Origin of the sequence: Stenotrophomonas maltophilia group sp. msm4 (genome assembly GCF_032025605.1) — a bacterium.
Classification (GTDB): domain Bacteria; phylum Pseudomonadota; class Gammaproteobacteria; order Xanthomonadales; family Xanthomonadaceae; genus Stenotrophomonas; species Stenotrophomonas sepilia.
Genome location: NZ_JAVSKK010000002.1, coordinates 56,396 through 75,610 on the forward strand (window position 1 = coordinate 56,396; position 19,215 = coordinate 75,610).

The 19,215-nt window shown below is 66.5% G+C and carries 14 protein-coding genes; 10 read left to right on the forward strand and 4 right to left on the reverse strand.

The annotated features are described in order from the left end of the window. Window positions 1-37: 37 nt before the first annotated feature. Window positions 38-1,093: a bifunctional nicotinamide-nucleotide adenylyltransferase/Nudix hydroxylase gene (locus ROV93_RS09345; protein WP_088496981.1), complete on the reverse strand. Its 1,056-nt coding sequence runs from the start codon at window positions 1,091-1,093 to the stop codon at window positions 38-40. A gap of 233 nt (window positions 1,094-1,326) precedes the next feature. On the opposite strand from ROV93_RS09345, the gene ROV93_RS09350 reads away from it, so the two are divergent. Both ROV93_RS09350 and ROV93_RS09355 read left to right on the forward strand, forming a co-directional pair. Continuing rightward, window positions 1,327-3,174, forward strand: a complete 1,848-nt coding sequence (locus ROV93_RS09350) for a patatin-like phospholipase family protein (protein ID WP_072167427.1) — start codon at window positions 1,327-1,329, stop codon at window positions 3,172-3,174. 276 nt (window positions 3,175-3,450) lie between these two features. Beyond that, window positions 3,451-4,802, forward strand: a protein-coding gene (locus tag ROV93_RS09355) for an IS3 family transposase (protein ID WP_312538352.1) whose coding sequence is annotated in 2 segments (ribosomal slippage) — window positions 3,451-3,898 and window positions 3,898-4,802 — 1,353 coding nt in all. Because the reading frame shifts where the segments join, the coding sequence is not laid out codon by codon here. A gap of 164 nt (window positions 4,803-4,966) precedes the next feature. On the opposite strand, the gene ROV93_RS09360 is transcribed toward ROV93_RS09355, so the two are convergent. Further along, the gene (locus ROV93_RS09360; protein ID WP_072168740.1) at window positions 4,967-6,334 is read right to left on the reverse strand and encodes a short-chain fatty acyl-CoA regulator family protein; all 1,368 of its coding nucleotides are present in this window, start codon (window positions 6,332-6,334) and stop codon (window positions 4,967-4,969) included. Between the two features lie 115 nt (window positions 6,335-6,449). On the opposite strand from ROV93_RS09360, the gene ROV93_RS09365 reads away from it, so the two are divergent. The 5 genes from ROV93_RS09365 to mmsB are packed head-to-tail and all read left to right on the forward strand — an operon-like array spanning window position 6,450 to window position 11,989. Continuing rightward, window positions 6,450-7,955: a CoA-acylating methylmalonate-semialdehyde dehydrogenase gene (locus ROV93_RS09365; RefSeq protein ID WP_005420657.1), complete on the forward strand. Its 1,506-nt coding sequence runs from the start codon at window positions 6,450-6,452 to the stop codon at window positions 7,953-7,955. Between the two features lie 14 nt (window positions 7,956-7,969). Further along, window positions 7,970-9,136, forward strand: a complete 1,167-nt coding sequence (locus ROV93_RS09370; RefSeq protein ID WP_072168739.1) for an acyl-CoA dehydrogenase family protein — start codon at window positions 7,970-7,972, stop codon at window positions 9,134-9,136. Next, a complete protein-coding gene (locus tag ROV93_RS09375) occupies window positions 9,133-9,930 on the forward strand; it encodes an enoyl-CoA hydratase (RefSeq protein WP_072168738.1) in 798 nt (265 codons plus the stop codon). The genes ROV93_RS09370 and ROV93_RS09375 overlap by 4 nt, the downstream gene beginning before the upstream one ends. Continuing rightward, a complete protein-coding gene (locus tag ROV93_RS09380) occupies window positions 9,927-11,102 on the forward strand; it encodes an enoyl-CoA hydratase/isomerase family protein (protein WP_072168737.1) in 1,176 nt (391 codons plus the stop codon). Before ROV93_RS09375 ends, ROV93_RS09380 begins: the two co-directional genes overlap by 4 nt. After that, entirely contained in the window at window positions 11,099-11,989 is an 891-nt protein-coding gene (gene mmsB / locus ROV93_RS09385) for a 3-hydroxyisobutyrate dehydrogenase (protein WP_005420650.1), read from the forward strand. The genes ROV93_RS09380 and mmsB overlap by 4 nt, the downstream gene beginning before the upstream one ends. A gap of 231 nt (window positions 11,990-12,220) precedes the next feature. On the opposite strand, the gene ROV93_RS09390 is transcribed toward mmsB, so the two are convergent. Next, window positions 12,221-12,646 (reverse strand): organic hydroperoxide resistance protein, encoded by a 426-nt coding sequence (locus ROV93_RS09390; protein WP_004153735.1) that lies wholly within the window; start codon window positions 12,644-12,646, stop codon window positions 12,221-12,223. Window positions 12,647-12,757: 111 nt separating this feature from the next. Further along, a complete protein-coding gene (locus ROV93_RS09395; protein ID WP_072168736.1) occupies window positions 12,758-13,738 on the reverse strand; it encodes a cation transporter in 981 nt (326 codons plus the stop codon). 208 nt (window positions 13,739-13,946) lie between these two features. Between ROV93_RS09395 and ROV93_RS09400 the strand changes: the two genes are divergently transcribed. The 3 genes from ROV93_RS09400 to ROV93_RS09410 all read left to right on the forward strand — a co-directional run bounded on the left by ROV93_RS09400 (window position 13,947) and on the right by ROV93_RS09410 (window position 19,197). Further along, a complete protein-coding gene (locus tag ROV93_RS09400; protein WP_072168735.1) occupies window positions 13,947-15,401 on the forward strand; it encodes a SulP family inorganic anion transporter in 1,455 nt (484 codons plus the stop codon). Between the two features lie 421 nt (window positions 15,402-15,822). Beyond that, window positions 15,823-16,434, forward strand: a complete 612-nt coding sequence (locus ROV93_RS09405) for a lysozyme inhibitor LprI family protein (RefSeq protein ID WP_088497261.1) — start codon at window positions 15,823-15,825, stop codon at window positions 16,432-16,434. Window positions 16,435-16,494: 60 nt separating this feature from the next. Next, a complete protein-coding gene (locus ROV93_RS09410) occupies window positions 16,495-19,197 on the forward strand; it encodes a peptidoglycan-binding protein (RefSeq protein ID WP_080376954.1) in 2,703 nt (900 codons plus the stop codon). The last annotated feature ends 18 nt before the right edge of the window (window positions 19,198-19,215 follow it).

Sequence of the window (19,215 nt, forward strand, 5' to 3'; positions counted from 1 at the left end):
CCAGCGGTCTATCCGCCGGTGGGGAGAGCCGGGCAGGTCAGCCGCGGCCGAGGAAATACTCCAGGATGTGCAGGTGGTCTTCGAACAATTGCGGGCCCATGTCCAACGCCTCACTCACCGGTATCCAGCGCGCCTTGTCGGCGTCGTCGCCACCGCGCACCGGCGGCAGGTCACCGGCCGGGAATTCGAAGTGGAAACCGTGGGTGATGGTGCGGCCGCGCTGGCTGCGGTCGGGGTGGTCGAATACCTGCTGGCCCTTCAGCGAACCCTTCAGCACCGGCAGCGGAATCTTAAGGCGGGTTTCCTCGCGCAGTTCGCGCAGGCAACTGTCCAGCAGGCTCTGCTCCTGGCCAACGAAACCGCCGGGCAGCGCCCACAGGCCCTTGCCGGGCTCCGAACGGCGCCGTACCAGCAGCACGTGGCCCGAATGCACCACCACCGCATCGGTGGTGACGAAGGTGGGCGCGTAGGGCGCATCCTTCCAGGCGGCCTTGTACTGTTCGATGAAGCGGTACTCGGCCACCAGCTGGGCATACGCAGGCGCGCTTTTGCGGAACGCTTCGAGCATGTCGTACACCGGCGCCGGCACATTGCCACGCAGCATCAGCAGCGCGCCGTGGAAGTCGACGTCGCCGGCTTCGAACAGGTAGCGCCGCAGCTCGGTGGCCGACAGGGTGGCGGTGTGCTGCACGTCCACCAGCGGCCATTGCGGGAACTCCCGCAGGTAGTAGCTGGAGGCATCCTTGTCCATGCCGATCAGGCCCACCTTTGCATCGGCGGCGGCACCGTCGTTGCGCAGGGCGTCGGCCACCTGGCGCTGCACATTGGCGATCCACTGTGCTTCGTTGTACAGGTGGTCACGCAGCGGGCGGATCAGCAGGCGGTCGGTGTGGCCATCGAGGGCGGCCTGGATCATCACGGCGCGTTCGGCCACGGTCCAGGGATTGCGGAGGCTGCGGGGGGTATCGGCAGAGCCGACCAGGAAGATCAGCTTGCGGGCCCGGCTCAGGGCCAAGCGGGCAACGGCGGCGTGGCCGTTGTGGAAGGGCTCGAATCGCCCGATGAAGACGAGATAGTCGAATTCCATGAGAATCCCTCATGTCGTTGTGGCAGCCGCGGGTCTGTCCCTTGGCTTGCTGCAGATGCTACGCCGATGGTGGAGCCGGTCAAGCCTGCAGGCCTGCCATCTGCTGAACGCCGCAGATTCCTGCCCGGACTGCGGTGGTGTTCTCAGGCCCTGAGAAGCCGCTGCGCCATACTGGCATCCACGCGGCGGACGGTAGGCTCGGGGGCAAGACGGTGGCGGACAAGTACTGCGATCTGGTCATGAAAGGCGGCATCACCAGCGGCATCGTGTACCCCAACGCGGTACTGGCGCTGGCACGCGAGTATCGGTTCAAGAGCATCGGCGGCACCTCTGCCGGCGCCATCGCTGCGGCGGTGGCGGCTGCGGCGGCATACGGTGATCGGCGCCAGCAGGCCGGCGAGCACCTGCCCGGTGATGCCGGTTATGGCGGGCTGTCGGCGGTGTCGGCGCAGTTGTCGCGGCGGGGGTTCATCTACAGCCTGTTCCAACCGGCGCGGGGCGCGCGTGCGGCCTATCGGCTGCTGGTGGTGCTGACCGGCAATGCCAGCTTGCCGCACAAACTGCTGTGCCTGGCGGTGGCGGTATTCGAGATCGCGCCGCTGGAAGTGCTGGTGTCGCTGGCGCTGCTGCTCGGTCTGGGCGGGTGGGGCGGTGGTTGGAGCGGCGTGGCCGCGACGCTGCTGCCGTCGCTGCTGTGCGCCTACGGTGCAGGCGTGGCCGGAGCCGCGCTGCGCGTGGCGCGCGTGGCCCGGCGCAACCTGCTGGGCCTGTGCAGTGGCCTCGGTCGCGATGCACGTAAACCGGCATTGACCGAGTGGCTGCATGAATGCCTGCAGCAGTTGTCCGGCAAGCCGCTGGATGCACCGCTGACCTTTGCCGACCTGCATGACGCGCCGCGCTATGCCGGCGAGCCGGACAGCCCGCATGCGATCAGCCTGCAGATGATCACCACCTGCGTATCGCACAACGAACCACGCACACTGCCGCTGGGCGGCGCGCAGTTCTGGTTCCTGCGCGAGGAGTTCGAGCAGTTGTTCCCCGCCAGCGTGGTGCAGTGGCTGGTGACGGAGGCCGGCCCGCCGCTGGAGGTGGAAGGGCGCCGGTACTACCACCTGCCGCAGGGTCCGAAGCTGCCGGTGCTGGTGGCCACGCGCATGAGCCTGAGCTTCCCGTTGCTGATCAGCGCGGTGCCGCTGCATGAGCCCTCGCGCCGCGAACGCCGCTGCGAACCCACTGCACCTGCCGCCGATCAGGAACACAACGTGGCCGACAGCATGGAAGGGCTGACCAGCGCCGGGCAGACCTGCGGCCCGGTGATTACCGCGTTCCGCATCTGCTGGTTCTCCGATGGTGGCATCAGCAGCAACTTCCCGATCCATCTGTTTGATGCCGCGCTACCGCGCTGGCCGACCTTCGCCATCAACCTGGTCTACCCGCAGCATGCCGAGGACGTGGGCCGTGGCAGTGATGGCCGACAGGCGCTGGAACGTGCCGTGTTCCTGCCCACCGAAAACCGCCACGGTTGGCAACGGCATTACCAGTCCATTGCCACGCCGCTCGCCGCAGCCGAGCTGGGGCGCTTCCTGTTCGCAGTCGTGGCGACCATGCAGAACTGGCGTGACCTGCTGCAGGCACGCGCGCCGGGTTACCGCGACCGTATCGTGCACGTCAGCCTGCAGGGCGACGAAGGCGGCATGAACCTGGACATGCCGCAGGAGGTGCTGACCCGCATCGCCGACAAGGGCAGCCTGGCGGGCGCGCGCTTCTGTTCGTTCTCGTTCGGGAACCACTACTGGATCCGCTGGCGCAACCTGGCCTCGGCCTATCAGCGCTACACGCTGGAAGTGGCGCGTACCGACGACCCGGCGCAGCAGGTGCTGGCCTATCGCGCGGCGTACTCGATGGTTGCCCGTGGCGAGCCGGCACCGCCGTCGTACAAGCTCGGCTCGGAAGACAAACGTCGCGGCTCGCAGCAGCTGTGGGCGCAGATGGTCGAGCAGGGCCGCACGTGGGAAGACCTTGGCCCGGACCTGACCGACGGCGCACCGCGCCCGCTGCCGCAGATGAAGGTCACGCCGATCTACTGACCCGGTAGTAGATCCACGCCATGCGTGGATGAACGTCCATCGAAATCGAATATTTCGAACATTCATCGAAGAGCATCCACGCATGGCGTGGATCTACCGCGTCGACCAAGGTCGACACCTACCAGAGCAATACGTCGTTCCGACAGATGGAAGGAAACTGTCGAAGGCGGGGTGGTGTCGGATTGCGGGGTGTCCGCGGCATGGATGCCGCGGCCAAGCCCCCAGGGATGAAGTGACCCCCGGGAGTTGGACATCAGATCCGACCCCGAGGGATACATGAACAGATACGACGCGCGTTTCAAACTGCAGGTCGCCAAACAGGCCTGCAAGACCTCCACATCGGTCAAAGCCGTTGCTCGTCGCTACGGCCTGGAGTTCTCCACGGTCAGGCGCTGGGTGGCGACCTATCGGCTGCATGGTTGGCGGGGATTTCATCGCCAGTCCCAGTCCTATGACCTCGCATTCAAGCTGGCTGTCCTGAAGAAGATGGGCCAGGACGGCATGTCCGGGCGGGAGGCCACCACTTACTTTCAAATTGGCGATGCCGGCGCGGTGGGTCGGTGGCGTCGCCTGTATGCTCAAGGCGGTGCCCAAGCGCTGGCACCACCTCCGCCGCCGCCCCGAAAGCCGATGAAAAAGACCCGTTCGTCCAAGCCACCTGAGGAAATGAGCCGCGATGAGCTGCTCAAGGAAGTTGCCTATCTGCGTGCGGAGACCGACTACCTAAAAAAACTCGATGCCTTGATCCGGGAAGAGCAGGCGGCGCAGGACGCAAAGCGCAAGCCATCCAAGGATTGAGGCAGGTTCATCCGCTGTCGCTTCTGCTCGAAGCGGCAGAGCTGTCACGCAGTACGTTCTATTACCAGAACCATGTCCTGGCCCATCCGGATCAGGATGAGGCAGCCCTGTGCGAGCGCATCCGGGCAATCTACGATCAAAGCCAAGGGCGCTATGGGTATCGCACGGTGACGCTGGAACTGGCCAATCAGGGCCATCGGACCAATCACAAGCGGGTACAGCGCCTGATGGGGGAGATGGGCCTGAAATCACGGGTACGCGTGAAGCGCTACCGGTCCTTCAAAGGGGCCGCCAATGTTGTGGTTGGCAATGACCTCAATCGCCAGTTCCATGCCGAGCGGCCCAACCAGAAGTGGGTGACTGACGTCACCGAGTTCAAGGTGCAAGGCATGAAGCTGTACCTGTCGCCGATCATGGACCTCTACAACGGTGAAATCGTGGCTTATCAGATCAAGCGCCAGCCTGTGTTCGATCTGGTAGGTCAGATGCTGGAGGAGGCCATCAAGAAGCTTTCGCCGGATGAGCGGCCAATGATCCACTCCGACCAGGGCTGGCAGTACCAGCATGAGAACTACCGGCACATGCTGGAAAAGCACTCGTTGAAGCAAAGCATGTCCCGACGTGGCAACTGCTTGGACAATGCGGCAATGGAAAGCTTCTTCGGGACGCTGAAGTCGGAGTTCTTCTACCTGAACAGCTTTGACAGCATCGAAAGCCTGGAGGCCGGGCTGGTGGAGTACATCAAGTACTACAACCAAGAGCGAATCAGATTGAAATTGAAGGGGCTAAGCCCGGTAAAGTACCGGGAACAGGCCCAAGCAGCCGCCTGACCCCACCGTCCAAGTCTCGGGGGTCACTTCAGGACGGGTTCACGGCGTCCCCGCAATCCGACACCGCCCCGCAATCCCACGGAATGCCAGCTTTTGCTGTTGCTTCGGCTTCGGCTTCGGCTTCGGCTTCGGCAGGTGCAGGGCGCAGCCCTGCCGAACCAACCCTACCTGCCCGGCAACTGCGCGAACGCGCGCTGCATGCAGTCCTCGCGCGGGCACACGCGGCAACCCGGCCCGATCGATACCGAATTGCCCGGGCTCTGCACATCCAGCCCCAGTGAATACACCAGCCGCTCGGCATGCTGCAGATCGCAGCCCAGCGCCACCGCGAAGGTCTTGCGCGGCTGGCCATGGCCCACCGGGCCACTGCTGACCTGCCGCGCCAGCCAGAAATGACGGCGGCCATCGGGCATGCGCGCGGTCTGGGTAAGGATGCGCCCGGGCTGGTTGAACGCCTCGTAGACGATCCACAGCGGGCACGAGCCGCCCACCTGCGAGAAATGGAAGTCGGTGGCCGAATGGCGCTTGGACACATTGCCGGCACGGTCTACGCGGATGAAGAAGAACGGCAGGCCGGGCGCACTGCGCCGTGCCAGCGTGCTCAGCCGGTGGCAGACCGCCTCGAAGCCGACGCCGAACTGGTGCGCCAGCAGTTCGATGTCGTAGCTGCTGGCCTCGGCCGCACGCAGGAAGCGCATGTAGGGCATGACCAGCGCGCCGGCGAAGTAGTTCGAAAGACCCACCCGCGCCTGCGCGATGCGCGCGTCATCGGTGAAGCCCGCACGCGCCACCACCGCGTCGATCTGCGGCAGGTAGCCGTGCAGGGCCAGTTCGGCGGCCATCTGGAACGCCTGCTGGCCTGGCTCCAGGTAGTCCGGCAGCCACAACCGGCGCGTGCCGGCATCGTAATGGCGCTTCTCGCGCCCGGCCTGCAGTGCGGCCACTTCCACCAGCACGCCGTGGCGGTCGGCCAGCAGCTGGCGCAAGCGCGGCGCCACATGCCCAGGCGATAGCCCCCACTCGGCGAACAGGCGCTCGGCCAGTTCGTCCAGCTCGGGAATATGGTTGTGCATGCGGTTGAAGAACTCGCGCACCTGGTCGCCGGCCGGCAGGGTGCTGCCGGCGCCGGGCTCGCCCAGCTGGAACTCCAGCGCGGCGGCATGCTCGCGCAGTGCCAGGTGGCGGCGGTGCAGGTCCAGCAGCGCACGGCTGACCTGCGGCAGGTTGCCCGCCAGGGCGCGCAGTTCGGTGGCACTGACTTCGGCCAGGCCCAGGTCGCGCAGGGTCTCGCCCAGCGCTTCCTGCAGCGCGGCGGGCTCATCTTCGTCGAACAGCGCCGAAACATCCCCGAGTACCTGGCCCAGCTTCTTCTGCACGGCCGGGGTCAGTGGACGCTTGTTGCGCTCAATCTGGTTCAGGTAGCTGGCCGACAACCCCAGTGCCCGCGCCAGGTCAACCTGGCTGTAGCCGCGCTGTTCGCGCAGCCGCAGCAGGCGCAGGCCGAGTTGCCGCTGGGGAGCTGAGGGATTCACAGAATTAACAGGAATCGTGGGGCGTGTTGGCCAGATTAAGCGGATTCAGCCCGGAAATCGAGGTGGATGCTGTGAATAATGCCAAGCATCTTTCGCACCCTGTGGGATTGTCGTCATGACTGTTGCAGCGCCCCGTATCCGCATGCTGATCGATGGCCAGTTCGTTGAATCGGCCACCTCCCACTGGCAGGACGTGATCAATCCGGCCACCCAGGACGTGCTGGCCAAGGTGCCCTTCGCCACCACCGGCGAAGTGGACGCCGCCGTCGCCGCCGCCAAGGAAGCTTTCAAGACCTGGCGCAAGACCCCGATCGGCACCCGCGCGCGCATCTTCCTGAAGTACCAGCAGCTGATCCGCGAGAACATGAGCGAGCTGGCCCACATCCTCACCGCCGAACAGGGCAAGACTCTGCCCGACGCCGAAGGCGATGTGTTCCGCGGCCTGGAAGTGGTCGAGCACGCCGCCGCCATCGGCAACCTGCAGCTGGGCGAGCTGGCCAACAACGTGGCCAATGGCGTGGACACCTACACGATCATGCAGCCGCTGGGCGTGTGCGCTGGCATCACCCCGTTCAACTTCCCGGCGATGATCCCGCTGTGGATGTTCCCGATGGCGATTGCGACGGGCAACACCTTCATCCTCAAGCCGTCCGAGCAGGACCCGATGGTCACCATGCGCCTGGTCGAGCTTGCCCTGGAAGCCGGCATTCCGAAGGGCGTGCTGAACGTCGTCCACGGCGGCGAGGAAGTGGTCAACGCGATCTGCGACCACCCGGACATCAAGGCCGTGTCGTTCGTCGGTTCTACCCGCGTCGGCACCCACGTCTACAACCGCGCCTCGCTGGCCGGCAAGCGCGTGCAGTGCATGATGGGTGCCAAGAACCACGCCGTGGTGCTGCCGGACGCCAACAAGGAACAGACCCTCAACGCGATGGTCGGTGCCGCCTTTGGTGCCGCGGGCCAGCGCTGCATGGCCGCCTCCACCCTGGTGCTCGTCGGTGAGGCGCGCAACTGGGTGCAGGACCTGGTCGAAAAGGCCAAGACGTTGAAGGTCAGCGCCGGCACCGTGTCCGGCACCGACGTCGGCCCGGTCATTTCCTGCAGCGCCCGCGAGCGCGTGGAAGGCCTGATCGCCTCGGGCGTGGAGCAGGGCGCCAAGCTGGTACTCGACGGCCGCAACCCGCAGGTCGATGGCTTCGAGAAGGGCAACTTCGTCGGCCCGACCATCTTTGCCGGTGTCACCACCGACATGCGCATCTACCAGGAAGAAATCTTCGGGCCGGTGCTGGTCATCCTCGAAGCAGAAACGCTGGAAGACGCCATCGCGATGGTCAACAGCAACCCGAACGGCAACGGCACCGCACTGTTCACCCAGTCCGGCGCGGCCGCGCGCAAGTTCCAGGAAGACATCGACGTCGGCCAGGTCGGCATCAACGTGCCGATCCCGGTGCCGGTGCCGCTGTTCTCGTTCACCGGTTCGCGCGCCTCCAAGCTGGGTGACCTGGGCCCGTATGGCAAGCAGGTGGTGCTGTTCTACACCCAGACCAAGACGGTCACCGCGCGCTGGTTCGATGACGAGACGCTGAGCCACGGCGTCAACACCACGATCAGCCTGAAGTAACGGCAGGAGCAGCCATGAGCCACTCGATGACGACGGAACTGGAAGAAGCGCAGCAGGCGTACCGCGAGGCGGCGCGCGACTTCGCACAGGCCGAACTGGCGCCGCACGCCGCGCGATGGGATGCGGAGGGCATCTTTCCGCGCGAGGCGATCGCCAAGGCCGGTGAACTGGGCTTCTGCGGTCTGTACATGGACCCGGACGTGGGCGGCAGCGGCCTGAGCCGGCTGGACGCCGCCGTCGTCATCGAGGAGCTCGCCAACATCGATCCGTCGACTGCGGCCTACATCAGCATCCACAACATGGCCTCGTGGATGGTGTCCACGTGGGGCCAGCCAGCACTGCGCGATGCGTGGGGCACTGACCTGTCCTCGGGCAACAGGCTGGCCTCGTACTGCCTGACCGAACCGGGTGCCGGTTCCGATGCGGCCTCGCTGAAAACCACCGCCGTGCGCGACGGCGATCATTACGTGCTGAACGGCTCGAAGGCCTTCATCTCCGGCGCCGGTGCCACCGAACTGCTGGTGGTGATGGCACGTACCGGCGGTGCCGGTGCCGGCGGCGTCAGCGCCATTGCAGTGCCGTCGGACCTGCCGGGCATCAGCTTCGGCCGCAAGGAAGAGAAGATGGGCTGGAACAGCCAGCCCACCCGTGGCATCACCTTCGAAAACGTCCGCGTGCCGGTCAGCCACCTTCTGGGAGAGGAAGGCGGCGGCTTCAAGTTGGCGATGAAGGGGCTGGATGGTGGTCGCATCAACATTGCTGCCTGCTCGCTGGGTGCCGCGCAGGGCGCGCTGGATGCCGCGCGCCGCTACATGGGCGAGCGCCGCCAGTTCGGCAAGGCGCTGGCCGAGTTCCAGGCGCTGCAGTTCAAGCTGGCCGACATGGTCACCCAGCTGGTGGCCGCGCGGCAGATGGTGCACACCGCCGCACGCAAGCTCGATGCCGGTGCCAGCGATGCCAATGTGTGGTGCGCGATGGCAAAGCGTTTCGCCACCGATGCCGGTTTCAGCGTCTGCAACGAGGCGCTGCAGATCCACGGTGGCTACGGCTACATCCGCGAGTACCCGATCGAGCGCCTGCTGCGTGACTGCCGCGTGCACCAGATCCTGGAAGGCACCAACGAGATCATGCGGGTGATCGTTGCCCGTCACCTGCTCAACACCGAAGAGGAACTGCGATGAAGGATTGGCGTACCCAGGAGCACGTGGGCCTGAAGGTCGAGGCCGACGGCCATACCGCCGTGGTCACCCTGAACAACCCGCCGGCGCACACCTGGACCGTGCACAGCCTGTCGGCGCTGCGCGACCTGGTCGGCGCGCTCAACGCAGACCGCGACATCTACGCGCTGGTGATCACCGGTGACGGCGAGAAGTTCTTCTCCGCCGGTGCCGACCTCAACCAGTTTGCTTCCGGCGACAAGGCCGCAGCGCGCGAAGCCGCGCGCCGTTTCGGCGAAGCGTTCGAGGCGCTGTCCGGTTTCCGTGGCGTGTCGATCGCCGCGATCAACGGCTACGCGATGGGCGGAGGCCTGGAATGCGCACTGGCCTGCGACCTGCGCATCATCGAAGAGCACGCCCAGGTGGCGCTGCCGGAGGCCACCGTCGGCCTGCTGCCGTGCGCTGGTGGCACCCAGAACCTGCCGCGCCTGGTCGGCGAGGGCTGGGCCAAGCGCATGATCCTGCTGGGTGAGCGCATCAACGCCGAGACCGCGCTGCGCATCGGCCTGGCCGAAGAAAAGGTCGGCAAGGGCGAAGCCAAGGCACTGGCGCTGGAATGGGCGAAAAAGGCCGGCAAGCAGAGCCCGACCAGCATCGCCGCCTGCAAGACGCTGGTACAGGCCACCCGCACCGGCACCCACGCCTCGGCGCTGGTGGCCGAGCGCGAAGCCTTCGTCGACCTGTTCGACACCGCCGACCAGGTCGAGGGCGTGACTGCCTTCCTGGAAAAGCGCGCCGCGCAGTGGAAGAACGCATGAGCACCGACACCGCTGCCGACGACGCACCGGTGCTGTTCGAGGAGCGCGTGGCCGGTAACGGCATGCGCATCGGCATCGCCACGCTCAACGCGCCGCGCACGCTCAATGGCTTCTCGCTGCCGATGGCACACCTGCTGCTGGAGCAGTTGAACGCCTGGGCCGACGACGACGGCATCGCCATGGTGGTGCTGCAGGGTGCTGGCGAAAAGGCATTCTGCGCTGGCGGCGACCTGCACAGCCTGTACAAGGCCATGGTCGCCTTCCGTGAGGCCGGCCGCAGCGACATCCGCGAGAACGACTACGCCGCCGAGTTCTTCGACGTCGAGTACCGCGTCGATTACCTCATCCACACCTATACCAAGCCGATCCTGTGCTGGGGCCACGGCATCGTGATGGGCGGCGGTATCGGCCTGATGTCCGGCGCCAGCCACCGCGTGGTCAGCGAGCGCTCCAAGCTGGCCTTCCCGGAAATCACCGTTGGCCTGTTCCCGGATGTCGGTGGCAGCTGGCTGCTGCCGCGCGTGCCGGGCAAGGGCGGCCTGTTCCTGGCCCTGACCGGCGCGTTGCTCAATCCGGGCGATGCCATCTATGCCGGCCTGGCCGATGTGCACGTGGCTGAAGAACGCCGCAGCGCTGTGTTCGATGCGCTGCTGCAGGTGGCCTGGTCCAGTGATTCCGCACACAACCACGAACGCCTGACCCATCTGCTGCAGTCGCATGCCAGTGATGCTGCGACCGGTCCGCTGCTGGCCAACGCGGCGCAGGTCGATGCGTTGTGCGAAGGCGATGACCTGCCCGCGATCATCAAACGCATCAGCGCGCTGCAGACCGACGATGCCTGGCTGCAGGCGGCACAGAAGACGCTTGCCGCCGGCGCGCCCGGCTCGGCACGTCTGGCGTTCGAGCTGCAGCGCCGCAGCGCCGGCCAGGACCTGGCCAGCGTCTACCGGCTGGAGTACATCACCGCGCTGCACTGCGCCGCCCACGGCGATTTCGCCGAAGGCATCCGCGCACTGCTGATCGACAAGGACCGCAATCCGCAGTGGAACCCGGCCACCCTGGCCGAGGCCACCGGCGCGTGGGCCGACACCTTCTTTGCTTCCCCCTGGGCCGCTGCCGCGCATCCGCTGGCCGACCTGGGCACTCCCCTTGTTGAAAGGAGCCTTGCATGAGCCGCATTGCATTCATCGGGTTGGGCAACATGGGTGGCCCGATGGCCGCCAATCTGGTCAAGAACGGCCACACCGTGCGCGTGTTCGATCTGGTCCCGGCTGCGGTGCAGGCCGCCGTCGATGCCGGTGCCAGCGCGGCGTCGTCGGCACGCGACACCCTGGCCGATGCGGAAGTCGTGATCTCGATGCTGCCGGCCAGCCGCCACGTCGAAGGCGTGTACCTGGGCGATGACGGCATCCTCGCCGCCATCCCAGCGGGTGCACTGGTCATCGACTGCAGCACGATCGCACCGGCCAGTGCCCGCAAGGTTTCCGAAGCGGCCGCCGCGCGTGGCCTGCAGATGATCGACGCGCCGGTCTCCGGCGGTACCGCGGGCGCCCAGGCCGGTACCCTGACCTTCATCGTCGGTGGCGAAGAGGACGCGCTGGAACGCGCTCGCCCGGTGCTGCAGGCGATGGGCAAGAACATCTTCCATGTCGGCGCCAGCGGTGCCGGCCAGGTCGCCAAGCTGTGCAACAACATGGCGCTGGGCGTGATCATGGCGGTGACCGGTGAAGCCATCGCGCTGGGTGTTGCGCACGGGCTGGACCCGAAGGTGCTGTCGCAGATGATGGCGGTCAGCACCGGCCGCAGCTGGGCCACCGAAGTGTGCAACCCGTGGCCGGGCGTGCTGGAAAATGCGCCGGCCTCGCGCGGCTACAGCGGCGGTTTCGGCAGCGATCTGATGCTGAAGGACATGGGCCTGGCGGTGGAAGCGGCGATGAGTGTCGGCGCCTCGATCCCGCTGGGCGAAGTGGCCCGCAACCTGTACTCGATGAACCACCAGGCCGGCCGCGGCAAGCTGGATTTCTCCAGCGTCGTGCAGCTCATCACCAGCGACCGGTAACCGGTCGCTGGTCCGCGCATTCCACCTTATCCCCGCGCCGTTGGCGCACCCCCTTGAACAACAAGGGGGCTCTCCTCCAGAAGGATGGATGCGCGCCGTAGCGAATGCGTCCCCGGCCACGTGCCGGGGCCCACCCGAGGTGGGATGGGCGGATGCTCGGTTTCGACCGGCATCCGCCCATTTTTTTTCACCGCGCGCGGGTAGTGCCGGCCGTTGGCCGGCAGCACCGCATCAGGCAACGATCAGCGTCACGTCGATGTTGCCGCGGGTGGCATTCGAGTACGGGCACACGATGTGCGCCTTCTGCACAAGCTCTTCGACCTGCTCGCGCGGCACGCCCGGCACGTTGATGGTCAGCTCGGCCTCGATGCCGAAACCGGTCGGGATCTGACCGATGCCGACCTTGCCGGTGACGGTGGTGTCGGCCGGCAACGCGACCTTGGCCTGGCCGGCCACGAACTTCAACGCGCCCAGGAAGCAGGCCGAGTAGCCGGCGGCGAACAGTTGTTCCGGGTTGGTGCCCGGGCCGCCGGCGCCGCCCAGCTCGCGCGGGGTCGACAGCTGGATGTCCAGCACGTTGTCGGAGGAGACGGAACGGCCTTCGCGGCCGCCGGTAGAGGTGGCCTGGGCGGTGTACAGAACCTTTTCGATGGACATCGGGATGCTCCTGGTCAGTGGGTGGGTGTTGCGTTGGAGCCTACTTTGCCCGCTTTCCGCGTACGTTGGGTTGCAACGCGTACGAAAAACTTGATCGATCGTCCTGCCGGCCTAGATCGTCCACTCGCGGTCGGTGGTGAACATGATGGTCAGCCAGCGGTCCGGCGAGGCCTCGCCCAGCGCTTCGCCGATCTCGTCGCGCAGCCGGTCCCATTCGACCAGGGGCCGCGGCGGGTCGTCTTCCGGCACCACAAAGAACAGCTCGATCTGCTCGCCACGCCCCACCTGCGCGACGTAGCTGCGGTGCTCGACGAAGCCGTGCCTGGCCACGATCGCGCGTGCCACCGCATCCACATGCGCCTGCAGTTCCGGCGGGGTGACCAGCAGGATGCCGGCCAGCGCCCGGCGCACGGTGCCGAGCGGGGCGATCATCACCAGCACGCAGACGAAGGCGAGGATGGCCGGGTCGATGTACGGCCCGACCCACGCCAGCGAGGTGCCCTGCACCAGCACGCCGCCAAGGAAGGCCAGCAGATAGCAGGCCGACATGCTGGCGGCGATCACCCAGTTCTTCGCGTCCAGTGCGATGAACTCCGAACCGATGCGGCGGTTGGCGCGCAGCACGAACCAGGCCAGCGCACCTTCGCCGACGATCGACAACCCGGCGAAGGCGATGGCCGGACCGAGCGCGATGTGGCGACCGCCGGACATCAGCGCGTCGACCGCATTGACCAGCGCATACAGCGCCGCGCCGATCATCAGCGTGCCGCTCACCCCCAGCACGATCGGCTCCAGGTGCCAGAAACCCATGGTGAAGCGCTGGTTGAGCCGCGACTGCAGCGCGTCGGTGCTGGTGGACAGTGCGATCAGCCGCGCGACCAGCAGTGACAGCCAGGTCATCACCACATCGATCAGGCCGTAGATGCCGTCGAAGATGATCAGCGAGGAATTGGCCAGCAGGCCGAACACCACCGCTGCCGCGGCCAGCAGCAGTGAGGCGGCGATGGACAGGCGCAGCACGCCTTGTTCGGTGGCGGGATCGAAGAACTGTGCGTGGTCGGTGGCCATGGCGCGATTGTAGAGCGGAGCCATGCTCCGCTGCCGTTGCGGACTGTCGACGCTGTCCCTTGGCAGCCCTGTGCCGTAGACTGCGTCCCCCCCACGTACCGATTCCCGCCTGCAGTGATCACGCCACCCTGACCCTTGCCGCACCTCGGCAGCCGGCCCGCCCGGCTCAGGAACCCGCGTCTTTCCACTGCAGCGCCATGCGGCCACGCCCGCGTGCGCGCGGAGTTTTTCCATGCAAACGTCCTACCCCCTGCGCCAGCAATGGCTCGGCAACATCCGTGGTGATCTGCTGTCCGGCATGGTCGTCGCCCTGGCCCTGATTCCCGAGGCCATCGCCTTCTCGCTCATCGCCGGCGTCGACCCCAAGGTCGGCCTGTACGCCGCGTTTTCCATCGCGGTGGTCACCGCCATCGCTGGCGGCCGGCCGGGCATGATCTCCGCCGCCACCGGTGCAATGGCGCTGGTGATGGTCGACCTGGTCAAGGACCATGGCCTGCAGTACCTGTTCGCCGCCAGCATCCTGGCTGGCCTGCTGCAGGTGCTGGCCGGTGTGTTCAAGCTTGGGTCGCTGATGCGATTCGTCTCGCGCTCGGTCATCACCGGCTTCGTCAACGCGCTGGCGATCCTGATCTTCCTGGCGCAGATGCCGGAACTAATCGGCCGCGGTCCCGCCGTCTACGTGCTGTGTGCCGCCGCACTGGCGATCATCTACCTGCTGCCGCGCCTCACCCGCTCTGTGCCTTCGCCGCTGGTGGCAATCGTCGTGCTCACCGCCGTAGTGATCGGCTTTGGCGTGGACGTGCGCAGTGTTGGTGACATGGGCCAGTTGCCGGACAGCCTGCCGCAGTTCCTCATCCCCGATGTACCGCTCAGCTGGGAAACGCTGCGCATCCTGCTGCCGGTGTCGGCCACGCTGGCCGTGGTCGGCTTGCTCGAATCGATGATGACCCTGCAGATCGTCGAGGACATCACCGAGACGCCCAGCGAGCGCAACCGCGAATGCGTCGGCCAGGGCGTGGCCAACACGGTCACCGGGTTCCTCGGTGGCATGGCCGGCTGCGCGATGATCGGTCAGTCGGTCATCAACGTGACGTCTGGTGGCCGCGGCCGCCTGTCCTGCCTGGTGGCCGGCGTGCTGCTGCTGGTGCTGGTGGTGTACGGCAGCGACCTGGTGCGGCAGATCCCGATGGCTGCGCTGGTGGCGGTGATGATCATGGTCAGCATCGGCACTTTCAGCTGGCGCTCGCTGCGCGACCTGCGCACGCATCCGCGCAGCTCGTCGGCAGTGATGCTGCTGACCGTGGTGGTCACCGTGGCCACCCACGACCTGGCCAAGGGTGTGCTCAGCGGCGTGCTGTTGTCTGCCCTGTTCTTCGCCCGCAAGGTGGGCCGCATGCTGGAGGTGCAGCGCGAGGATGCCGGAGACACGCAGGTCTACCGCGTACGCGGGCAGGTGTTCTTTGCGTCCGCCGGCCAGCTGGGCGCGGCGTTTGACTACCAGCACGTCGCGCCGAAGGTGCAGATCGACCTGCGTGACGCCCACCTGTGGGACCTGACCGCAGTGGCCGCGCTGGAACGTGCGCAGGAAAAGCTGGCCGCACATGGGGCGGAGGTGGTGGTGGTGGGCCTCAATGTGGCTAGCCAGACGCTGATCGAACAGGTGGGCGGGCGCGCGGGCGGGCATTGAGGCTTACGCTTCCTGCTTCTGCGACGAGGTGCACGCATTCTGAATCCGGTCAGGCACCTGAAACCGGCGCTGTCGTAGCATTGCCCGCGTGATGGGGGTCGATGGACGGCCCCTCCCTGCCGGCACCCGCTGGCGACACGCAAGGGAGAAACAGGCAATGCAGGCAATGGACGCGCTTGGGCGCAACGAACGGGTCGGCGTCGGCCGTGGGTGTTGGAAGGTGTTGGCCCTGTGCCTGGCGCTCACCGCATGCCAGGCGCCTTCTTCCCAGGCATCGACCGAAACGGCGGCCCCCGCGTCGATTGCTGCGGCATCGCCGACAGCCCCTTCCGGCCCGGCATCGGCAGAATCCCCCCACTACCCGGATGCGTCCTATACCGAGGGTCGCCTGCGCCCAGCCTATGGCTGGTGTGTGGATGGGGTGGAAGATGCAGGCAAGCTCCAGGCCTGCGGCAAGGACGAACTTGCCTACCAGGAAGCGCGTCTCGAAGCGGCGGCCAGCAAGGCGCTGGCCGGGCTCGACGCTGCTGCCCAGATGGCGTTCCAGGCCAGCCAGGCGAGCTGGCGCAGCGATACAGACCGTTATTGCCGCGATGTTCCCAACGGCAGCGTGCAGCAGCTGCAGGGCGCGCAGGAATGCCGCCTGTACCGTGTTGCCAACCGTGCCGACCAGTTGCTGGCGCAGAGCGCGCCGCCGGATACCTCGTTTACCCAGGCAACGCTGCGTCCGGAATACACCCGTTGCGTGCAGGACGCCCGCGGCATGGACGACCAGCTGGAAGCCTGCGATACGGCCGAGCTCGCCCACCACAAGGCGCTGCTGGAAGCACAGGTCGCGCGACTGATGGACGGCCCCGACGGCCCGGCCAAGGACCGCTGGATGGACGAGCAGGCCAACTGGGCTGCAGATACCGAAAAGCGCTGTGCACCTTCCAGCGACCATGTGGGGCCGATGCTGGATGCTCAGTCGTGCCGCATCAACCGGTATGCCAACCGCGCTGTCGAGCTGCACACGCGGGTGCTGACGCCCTGATCCACGGTCGCCAGCAGGCAACTGCAACCGGTCAATCCTCCACGGACAAGGAAGTAAGACATGCCAAACAATATTGACACCCGCAACCTGGACGCCACTGCCGGCGCGGTGTTCTTTGCTGTCGGACGCGGCACCGAAGGTGGTGGATCGTCGTACCACCTCAGCATTGCTGGCATCACCAAGCACCTGAACGAGCCGCAATGGGGCACGGTCAGTGCGGTAAGGGACAACAGCGGCTATTCACTGGGCACCATTCAGGTGGATTTCGGCCAACGTGGCGAGTGGCCGCTGGGCGCGACGCAGGCGCGCAAACTGAAGCCGGGCGAGACAACGTATGTCGATGGGGTCATTGACCAGGCCAGCGCCTACGCCAAGGCACACAACCTGCCCTTCACGCATGATCGCACTGACCTGCGTGCGGATCTGCTCAGCCACGGCAATGGCGAGGGAAAGCGCTCATCCATCCGCTTCATCGATGCACCAACGCGTGACAGCATCAATGCTTGGGCCGGCTCGGCGGAAGGCAAGCAGTGGATTCACACCCACATCGATTACCCGCAGGTGCGCAATGCCACGAATATCGCCATGACCATGCTGGACAAGCATGGCAGCGGCATTGCCGAAGACAAGCGCTTCGAGGCCATCGCATTGATTGCCAAGACCGCCAACCAGCTGCCGGGTCGTCTGGATAACCTGGAAGCGGTGCTTAAGCGCGGTGGTGACTACCAGGAACTGCGCGACCAGGCCGCTGCCATCCGCCAGCGCACCCCTTCCTATGCCGGGTTGGCTGCTGCCGATGTCGCTGCCAGGTATGAAGATGCCTATGCGCAGCATTCCGCCGAAATGGATCGCGCGCACCTGAAGGTGGGGCGCCGGGATTTCGCGCCCGCCACCGAAGGCAGCGACCCGGATATCCAGGTGGCGCTGCAACAGGCGCGAGCGCACGGGCACGGTGGTCCGCAGGTATTGAAGGAGGGCTCAAGCGGCCGCGCGGTGGAAAAGCTGGAACACAACCTGCACACACTGGGCTATGGCGGCGCAGGCGCGCAGGCCATCCATCCCGACCGACAGTTCGATGCCACTACCCGGAAGGCCGTCGAAGCGTTCCAGCGCGATCATGGCCTGACCCCGGTGGATGGCAAGGCCGGTCCGGCAACGCTGGGTGCGATCGATCGCGAGGCACGCGCGCTGCAGGCTGACATGGTGGCGTTGGGGCTGACCGATGCACAGGGCAAAGCGATTACCGCCGATGGTTACCTGGGGACAGGGAGCCAGCACGCCATCAACACGTTCCAGCAACAGCACCATCTGCCGGTCACTGGCATGGCCGACGCAGGCACACGCAGTGCGATCCAGGCCGAAGCGGCACAGCACCGCCCTGCAACGCCGACACCGTCCGCACCCGCTGCGCCTGCTGCACCGGCCGCGGCACCTGCACCCGGCGGCGAGCGCATCTCGGTGGTAGAGCCGTTCGGCAATGGCGGCAGTAACCGCATCCTGCGCCACGGTATCAGTGGCGAAGAAGCGTTCCGCGAACTGAAGATCCACCACCCCAACACCAACGCGGCTGCCGTTCGCGCGGGCGATGCCAGCCGGGTCGACCGTAGCGCGGAGATGGTCGAGGGCGAGCTGGAGGCCGTGCGCCGGCGTGGTGACGTCAACAACATTCCGCTGGTGCAGAAGGACCTGATCCTGACCGACCGGTCAGGCGGGCGCAATCTGATGGTTCCCAGTCCGGTCGCCGGCTACGTCCAGCTCAACAACGACGGTACCAACTCCATCAGCATCTACAGCCATCCGGTCGGCGACGCGCGCCGCGAACTGGTGGGCCAGGTGCTGCACGGCGCGCGCGGGTCCATTCCATACAAGACCGGGGATTTCGTCGAATACGGTGCGCCGCTGGTGCGGCAGTCGGACGTGGGCTCGCCGGGTGCAGTGCACGCGCACATCGAAGTCGAGCCGGACCAGTACCGTCGCTATCTGGGCGACATCCTCAACGACCGCATCACCCTGGGCGGCAAGGTCCACGCGCAGGGCCCCGAGGCCGCGCAGGCGGCACGCAGTGCACAGCAGGCGCCGATGGCCGATGGCGTGCTGAAGCAGGGCGAGCGCGGCGATGAGGTCAAGGCCTTGCAGAGCAAGCTGGCGGCGCTGGGCTATGCCGGGGCCGATGGCAAGCCGCTGCACGCCGATGGTGTGTATGGCAAGGACACCTTTGCGGCGGTCAAGCAGTTCCAGGCCAACAACGGCCTGGACGACGATGGCAAGGCAGGCCGCAAGACCCTGGCGCAGGTCGATGCCCCCAACGCGGTCAAGGCCGGTACCGCGCCGGCGGCACCGGCCCGGGCCGAGCCCGCAGAGCCGGCCAGCATGCGCGACGCCGGGCACGCCGACAACGCGCGCTTCGGCCAGGCGCTGGGCAAGCTGCAGGCGCTGGAGCAGCAGCGTGCCCAGGCCGGCCTGAAGCCACTGTTCGCCAACCCGCAGGAGGTTGAGCGGGCGGCCGGCCAGCTGGCGTACGAAAGCAAGGTGTCCGGGATGCGCCAGATCGACCATGTCGTGGCCCGCCCCGACGGCACCGGTCTGTTTGCGGTGCAGGGCGAGCTGGGCGACCCGGCGGCGCAGCGGACCTTCGTCGACCGCCAGCAGGCGGTATCGCACTCGGTCGAGGCCAGCAGCCGGCAAAGCGAAGCGCTGGACACCCAGTTCAACCAGCGTGCGCAGGAGCAGCAGCAGGAACAGGTGCGCAACCGCGGGTTGTAGGCCACGCGGCGACCCCGG

Bases quoted from the DNA above. Each gene is read 5' to 3' on its own strand.
- ROV93_RS09350 (WP_072167427.1), top strand. From the start codon at position 1,327: ATGAAAGGCGGCATCACCAGCGGCATCGTGTACCCCAACGCGGTACTG.
- ROV93_RS09365 (WP_005420657.1), top strand. From the start codon at position 6,450: ATGACTGTTGCAGCGCCCCGTATCCGCATGCTGATCGATGGCCAGTTC.
- mmsB (WP_005420650.1), top strand. From the start codon at position 11,099: ATGAGCCGCATTGCATTCATCGGGTTGGGCAACATGGGTGGCCCGATG.
- ROV93_RS09375 (WP_072168738.1), top strand. From the start codon at position 9,133: ATGAAGGATTGGCGTACCCAGGAGCACGTGGGCCTGAAGGTCGAGGCC.
- ROV93_RS09400 (WP_072168735.1), top strand. From the start codon at position 13,947: ATGCAAACGTCCTACCCCCTGCGCCAGCAATGGCTCGGCAACATCCGT.
- ROV93_RS09370 (WP_072168739.1), top strand. From the start codon at position 7,970: ATGAGCCACTCGATGACGACGGAACTGGAAGAAGCGCAGCAGGCGTAC.
- ROV93_RS09380 (WP_072168737.1), top strand. From the start codon at position 9,927: ATGAGCACCGACACCGCTGCCGACGACGCACCGGTGCTGTTCGAGGAG.
- ROV93_RS09395 (WP_072168736.1), bottom strand. From the start codon at position 13,738: ATGGCTCCGCTCTACAATCGCGCCATGGCCACCGACCACGCACAGTTC.
- ROV93_RS09410 (WP_080376954.1), top strand. From the start codon at position 16,495: ATGCCAAACAATATTGACACCCGCAACCTGGACGCCACTGCCGGCGCG.
- ROV93_RS09390 (WP_004153735.1), bottom strand. From the start codon at position 12,646: ATGTCCATCGAAAAGGTTCTGTACACCGCCCAGGCCACCTCTACCGGC.